Raw genomic sequence first — 6,729 nt, 5'->3', positions numbered from 1 at the left:
CAGCCTGTTCGCCCGGCAACTGGCCTACTGGAAGAACGAGTTGACGGGCGTGCCGCAGCAGCTGCAACTGCCCGCCGACCGGCCCCGGCCGCCGGTGGCCTCCCAGCGGGGCGGCCGGGTCGCGGTCCGGCTGGACGCCGAACTGCACCAGGCCCTGCGGGACCTGGCCGCCGCGCGCGGCGCCAGCATCTTCATGGTGCTCCAGGCCGGCCTCGCCGCGCTGCTGACCCGGCTCGGCGCCGGTACGGACATCCCGATCGGCAGCCCGATCGCCGGCCGTACCGACCAGGCGCTGGACGAGCTCGTCGGCTTCTTCGTCAACACCCTGGTGCTGCGAACCGACACCAGCGGCGACCCCGGCTTCGCCGAACTGCTCGGCCGGGTCCGGCAGAAGGCGCTCACCGCGTACGACCACCAGGACGTGCCGTTCGAGTACCTGGTCGAGGTGGTCAACCCGACGCGGTCGCTGGCCCACCACCCGCTGTTCCAGATCATGTTGGCCCTGCAGAACGCGCCGGTGGGCGAGTTCGCGCTGCCGGGGCTGGAGACCGGCCACCTGGAGGCGCCCACCGGCACCTCCAGGGTCGACCTGACCTTCAGCCTGGCCGAGCAGTTCCGCCCGGACGGTCCCGCTGGGCCCAGCGGCCCGGGAGGTGCCCCCAGCCCCGACGGTCTGGTCGGCGCGGTGGAGTACGCCACCGACCTGTTCGACGCGCCCACCGTGGAGCTGCTGTTCGAGCGCCTGGCCCGTCTGCTGCGCGCGGCGGTCGCCGACCCCGACCGGCCGATCAGCCGGATCGACATCATGTCCGACGCGGAACGCCACCGGCTGCTGTACGGGTTCAACGACACGGCGGCCGAGCTGCCCCGTGCCGCGGTGCCGGAGCTGTTCGCCCGTCAGGTGCGGGCGACGCCGGACGCGGTGGCCGTCGTGGCGGGCGGCACCGAGCTGACCTACCGGGAGCTCGACCTGCGGTCCAACCGGCTCGCGCGGGCACTGGTCCGCCAGGGCGTACGGCCGGAGACGCCGGTCGCGGTGCTGCTGGAGCGCTCGGCGGAGCTGGTCGTGGCGATCCTGGCGATCATCAAGGCGGGCGGCGCCTACGTGCCGCTGGACTCGCGCTTCCCCTCCTCCCGGATCGACCTGATCCTGCGGGAGAGCGGGGCCGCCCTGGTGCTCACCCGGGAGGTGCTGGCCGCCTTGGTGCAGGCCGAGCCCGATTCATCCGCCCTCGAAGTCCCGTGCGAGCCGGAGCAGTTGGCGTACATCATGTACACCTCCGGCTCGACCGGGCGGCCGAAGGGCGTGGCCGTGACCCACCGTGACGTGGTGGGTCACGCGCTGACCCCGGAATTCCGCGGCGGCGGACACGAGCGGGTGCTGATGCACTCCCCGACGGCCTTCGACCTCTCGACCTACGAGCTGTGGGTGCCGCTGCTCAACGGCGGCCGGATCGTGGTCGCGCCGCCCGAGCAGCTCGACCTCGACCTGCTGCAGCACACGATCGCCGCGCACGGGGTGACCGGGCTGTGGCTGACCGCAGGACTGTTCCGGCTGGTCGCCGAGGAGCGCCCGGGCCTGCTCGCGGGGGTACGCGAGGTGTGGACCGGCGGCGACGTGGTCTCCCCGGCGGCCGCCGCCCGGGTGCTGGCGGCCTGCCCCGGCATCGAGGTGGTCAACGGCTACGGGCCCACCGAGGCCACCACCCTGGCCACCTGCCACCCGGTGCGCACCCTCGCCGAACACGCCGCGACCGTGCCGATCGGCGGGCCGATGGCCAACATGCGCACCTATGTGCTCGACGACCACCTGCGGCCGGTGCCGACGGGCCTGGTCGGCGAGCTGTACCTCGCCGGGGTGGGCGTGGCCCGGGGCTACCTCGGCAGGCCCGGCCTGACGGCGGAGCGCTTCATCGCCGATCCCTACGGGCCGTCCGGAAGCCGGATGTACCGCACCGGCGACCTGGCGTGGTGGCGGCCATGGGGGACCCCCACGGCCGGGGGCACCGGGGGAGGCACGCTGGAGTTCGCCGGACGCGCCGACCACCAGGTGAAGCTGCGCGGCCTGCGGATCGAGCCCGGCGAGATCGAGGCGGTCCTGGCGGGCTGCCCGGGCGTCGCCCAGGCGGCCGTGGTCGCCCGCGAGGACCGGCCGGGCGACAAGCGGCTGGTCGCCTACCTGGTGCCCGCCCCCGAGGGCGCGCCCGAGCTGGGGGAGCTGTCCGGCCGGCTGCGCCGCGACCTGCCCGACTACATGGTGCCGGCGGCGTTCGTCACCGTGGACGTGCTGCCGCTGACCGCCAACGGAAAGCTGGACCGGGCCGCGCTGCCCGCCCCCGAGTACGGAGCGTCGGACGCCGGGCGCGGCCCCCGGACGCCGCAGGAGCAACTGCTGTGCGGCCTCTTCGCCGAGGTCCTCGGCCGGGAGCAGGTGAGCATCGACGACAGCTTCTTCGACCTCGGTGGGCACTCGCTGCTGGCCGCCCGCCTGGCCTCCCGCGTCCGCGAGACCCTCGGTCTGGAGTTGGGCCTGCGCATGCTGTTCGAGGCACCGACCGTGGCCGGTCTCACCGGGCGCCTGGTCATGGACAATCCCGACGACGCGTTGGACGTCGTGCTGCCGCTGCGTTCGACCGGAACCAGCACACCGCTGTTCTGCATCCACCCCGGCGGCGGCATCAGCTGGTCGTACAGCGGGCTGCTGAACCACGTCGGTCCCGAGCACCCGGTCTACGCGATCCAGGCTCGCGGCCTCGGCCGGTCCGAACCCCTGCCGACGTCCTACGAGGAGATGGCGGCCGACTACGCCGACCAGATCCAGAAGATCCAGCCGGAGGGCCCGTACCTGCTGCTCGGCTGGTCCGCCGGCGGGCTGATCGCCCACGCGCTGGCCTGCGAACTGCAGTCGCGCGGCGAGCGGACCGCGCTACTGGCGATCCTCGACGCCTACCCGGTGAAGGACGTGCAGTTCGAGGTGGCTCCGGTGCCCACCGTGCGGGACGTGCTCGTCGGTGTGCTCGACGTCGACCCGGACGAGCTGGGCGACCGGGAAATCACCTACGCCGAGGTCGCCGAGGTGCTGAACCGGCGGGGCAGCGCCCTGGCCGGCCTGAACGAACGACAGGTCGAGGTGATCGTCGAGATCATGATCAACAACTCCAAGCTGGCGGTCGACTTCGTCCCCGGCGGTTTCGACGGAGACCTGCTGCTGTTCAACTCCACGATCGACCGGGCCGAGGACAACGCCGGGCCCGAGACCTGGCGCCCCTACGTCACCGGCCGGATCGAATCGCACGAGATCACCACCCGGCACGACCGGATGACCCAAGCCGGCTCGCTGGCGCAGATCGGGCCGATCCTGGCCGCCAGGCTCGCCGGGGCGACCGGTGACACCGATGGCACCACCACCCTTTCCCCCCAGGAGGACTGACCCATGACCAACCCCTTCGACGACCAGGACGGCACCTTCCTGGTGCTCGTCAACGACGAGAACCAGCACTCGCTCTGGCCGCAGTTCGCGGACGTCCCGGCCGGCTGGACCGTCGTCCACGGCCCCGACAGCAACGCCGCCTGCCTGGAGTACGTCGAGCAGTCCTGGACCGACATGCGGCCCAAGAGCCTCGCCGACGCCATGGACACTCAGCGGTAGCGCGGCTCGCAGTGAACGTGACCGACACCACGGACGAGGCCCGCCCCACGGCGGGCCTCGCCCCGGCCCATGACCTCGCCCCGGCCCATGACCTCGCCGCGGACCTGCTCACGGCCGAGGCCCGCCGGGACCCGTACCCGTTCTACGCCCGGATGCGGCGCGAGAGCCCCGTGCACCGAAGCGCCCAGGGCATCTGGTACCTCACCCGGTACGCCGACGTCGAGGCCGCCCTGAGCGACCTCCGGCTGTCCAACGACCGGGACCGGATGACCCGCGCCTACGTCGCGCTCGGCGGTGACCTGAAGGCCTTCAGCCGGCTCTCCGACCGGCTCGGCCGGGTGATGACCAACACCGACCCGCCGAACCACGCCAGGCTGCGCAAGCTGGCCAACCGGGCCTTCACCGCCCGGCGGGTCGAAGCGTTGCGCGACGGCGTCCAGCGCATCGTCGACCGGCTCATCGACGAGGCGGTCGCGGCCGGGCCGACCACGGACCTGATCGAGGCGGTCGCCTCCCCGCTGCCGATGTCCGTCGTCTGCGAGCTCTTCGGCATTCCGGACGGGGACCGGCCGCAGGTCAAGGGTTGGTTCCACCGCTTCGGGCGGCTCAGCGAGGACATCGACAAGTCCGAGGCAGCGATCGAGCAGTACGAGGAGTACCTGTTCGGGCTCGTCCAGCAACGCAGGCGTGAACCGGGCGACGACCTGATCAGTGCCCTGGTCGCCACCCAGGCGCAGGACGACCGGCTCACCGACTCCGAACTGCTGTCCACCTGCTTCGTCCTGATCACCGCCGGCGACGAGACCACCACCCACCTGATCGGCAACGGCGTACTCGCCCTGCTGCGCCACCCGGACCAGCTGGCCAGGCTGTGCGAGGACCCGACGCTGATCCGCAGCGCCGTGGACGAACTGGCCCGCTACGACACGCCGACCCAGGCGATCGTCCGGGTCGTCGCGGAGGACGTCGAGATCGGCGGGCGGACGCTGCGCGAGGGCGAGCTGGTCTACCTGTTCCTCGCCGCGACCAACCGCGATCCCGAGCGCTTCGAGGACCCCGACCGGCTCGACCTGTCCCGCCCCGGCAACCGGCACCTCAGCTTCGGCAACGGCCCGCACTTCTGCCTCGGCGGCCCGCTGGCCAAGCTGCAGGTGGAGGTGGCCGTCAGCACGCTGGTCCGGCGGCTCCCGCAGCTGAGGCTGGCCGACGGTCAGGCCCTCGAATGGCGGCCCAACCCGCTGCAACGGCGGCTGAGCGCCCTCCCGCTCACCTACTGACACTGAACGATGACGACGAAGGAGAAGCGACCATGACTCGAGAGTTCGAGGTCCGCAAGGAACAGGACCTGCCCGCGACACCCGAACAGGTCTGGGCCGCGGTTGCCACCGGCGCCGGCAACCTGGGCTGGCTGTACCCCATGGAGGTCGAGCCGGGCGTCGGCGGAAAGGTCACCCGGTCCGACAGCACCGTCGTGGTGTGGGAACCGCCGAGCCACTTCGCCGTCCGGGCGACCATGGGCGACGAGTTCTCCAACACGCTCAGCTACCGGATCGAGCCGGTGGACAGCGGAACGAGCCACCTGCGCATGGGAATCCATTGGGTGCACGAGGGCGTCTGGGACGAGACCTGGGACACCAAGGCGGGCGCGGCCGAGAAGCACGTCCACTTCTACCAGCACGGCCTCGCCGAGTACCTGCGGCACTTCGGCGGCCGCCCCGCCGTCTACGTCAAGTCCCAGCGCCCCGAACCCACCGCCGACCCGGCCGACTTCGCCGCCCTGCGCCGACGCCTCGGCCTCCCCGACGACGCGGCCGCCGGCGACTGGCTCTCACTCCACGTCCCCGGTCCGGGAGGCGGTTCGCAAGAGGTGGTCGTGGACTGGATCAGCCCCGACTTCGTCGGCCTGCGAGGCCCGGACGCGCTCTATCGGTTCTTCAACGGCAGCACCTGGAACTGGCCGATCTGGCTGGGCCACCACCTGTTCGCCGAGGACGCCGACGAGCAGCAGGCCACCAAGGCGTGGAACGCCTGGCTCAACGACACCCAAGCCTAGGACCCCCGATGGAAACCTCGATGGAAACACTGCTCTACGCCGCCGAACTCGTCGAGGAGAACGGCACCTACAAGCTCGTCGTCCAGGACGCGGTGCGGGACACCGTCCAGACCACCCCGGTCCCCAAGTCCATGGTGGACAAGCTCCCGACCTTCCTGTCGGCACTCAGCTCCAGGCTCAACTCCGCACCGTCGCGGGGCCGGTGGTAATCGTGGGACACCCGGCTACCAAGCCGTCACCTGCCAGGAGCGACCCCGGCGCCTGGTTCCACGTGCACCGGCGTGCCCAGCAGCCGAGGCTCCGGCTGGTCTGCTTCCCGCACGCCGGAGGCGCCGCCAACTTCTTCCAGAGCTGGCCCGCACTGCTGCCCGCCGACGTCGAGCTCCTGGCGGTCCGCTACCCGGGACGGCAGAACCGGCTCCTGGAGCCCTTCGCCCCCGACCTTCCAACCCTCGCGGAGGAGATCCACACCGCCCTGGAACCCTACCTCGACCGGCCGTTGGCCCTGTTCGGCCACAGCATGGGCTCGGCGGTGGCCTACGAGGTCGCCCTGCGGCTCGACGGCCGCGGCCTCACGCCCACCCGGCTACTGGTCTCCGGCCGCGTCGCCCCGCACCGCGCCGCGCCCACCGGCCTGCACACCGGCGACGACGAGACACTGATCGCGGACGTCCGGCAGCTGGGCGGCCCCGGGGCGGAGGCCTACGACGACCCGGAGTTGCGCGAGCTCACCCTCCCGGCGCTGCGCGCCGACTACCGGCTCATCGAGACGTACCGCCCCCGGCAGCCGAAACCCCTGCGCGCGCCCATCACCGCGTACGCAGGGGAGAGCGACCCCGACTGCCCACCGGACGGCGTCCGCGCCTGGTCCGAACTGACCGCCCCCGGCGGCTTCGAGCAGCGCTGGTTCCCGGGCGGCCACTTCTACCTGACACCGTCCGAGGCCGAGCTGCTCGCCGACATCACCGCGCGGCTGGCTTGACGGCGGTGGCCCGGCCAGGCACCTGCTCGGCCGGGCTCCCGCCCG

6 protein-coding genes are annotated in these 6,729 nt (G+C 72.2%); all 6 read left to right on the top strand.

Features of this window, described 5'->3' with window-relative positions:
• The coding region (locus ACFC1R_RS24945) for an amino acid adenylation domain-containing protein (protein ID WP_375942117.1) at positions 1-3,430 on the top strand (3,430 nt) is incomplete at its 5' end.
• Between the two features lie 3 nt (positions 3,431-3,433).
• Positions 3,434-3,649 carry an MbtH family protein gene (locus ACFC1R_RS24940; RefSeq protein WP_375942115.1) on the top strand — a complete coding sequence of 72 codons (216 nt, stop codon included), beginning with the start codon at positions 3,434-3,436 and terminating at the stop codon, positions 3,647-3,649.
• Positions 3,650-3,666: 17 nt separating this feature from the next.
• Positions 3,667-4,926, top strand: coding sequence for a cytochrome P450 (locus tag ACFC1R_RS24935; RefSeq protein WP_375942113.1), 1,260 nt, complete (start codon positions 3,667-3,669; stop codon positions 4,924-4,926).
• 32 nt (positions 4,927-4,958) lie between these two features.
• Complete coding sequence (locus tag ACFC1R_RS24930; RefSeq protein ID WP_375942111.1) at positions 4,959-5,702, top strand: SRPBCC domain-containing protein; 744 nt, start codon at positions 4,959-4,961, stop codon at positions 5,700-5,702.
• A 20-nt stretch (positions 5,703-5,722) separates the two neighbouring features.
• The gene (locus tag ACFC1R_RS24925; RefSeq protein WP_375942109.1) at positions 5,723-5,911 is read left to right on the top strand and encodes a hypothetical protein; all 189 of its coding nucleotides are present in this window, start codon (positions 5,723-5,725) and stop codon (positions 5,909-5,911) included.
• A 2-nt stretch (positions 5,912-5,913) separates the two neighbouring features.
• Positions 5,914-6,684: a thioesterase II family protein gene (locus ACFC1R_RS24920; protein WP_375942107.1), complete on the top strand. Its 771-nt coding sequence runs from the start codon at positions 5,914-5,916 to the stop codon at positions 6,682-6,684.
• Positions 6,685-6,729 lie beyond the last annotated feature (45 nt).

Source organism: Kitasatospora sp. NPDC056138, from assembly GCF_042264695.1.
Classification (GTDB): Bacteria; Actinomycetota; Actinomycetes; order Streptomycetales; family Streptomycetaceae; genus Kitasatospora.
The sequence above is the reverse complement of the archived record's forward strand: the minus strand, read 5'-3'. Positions and strand labels throughout refer to the sequence as shown.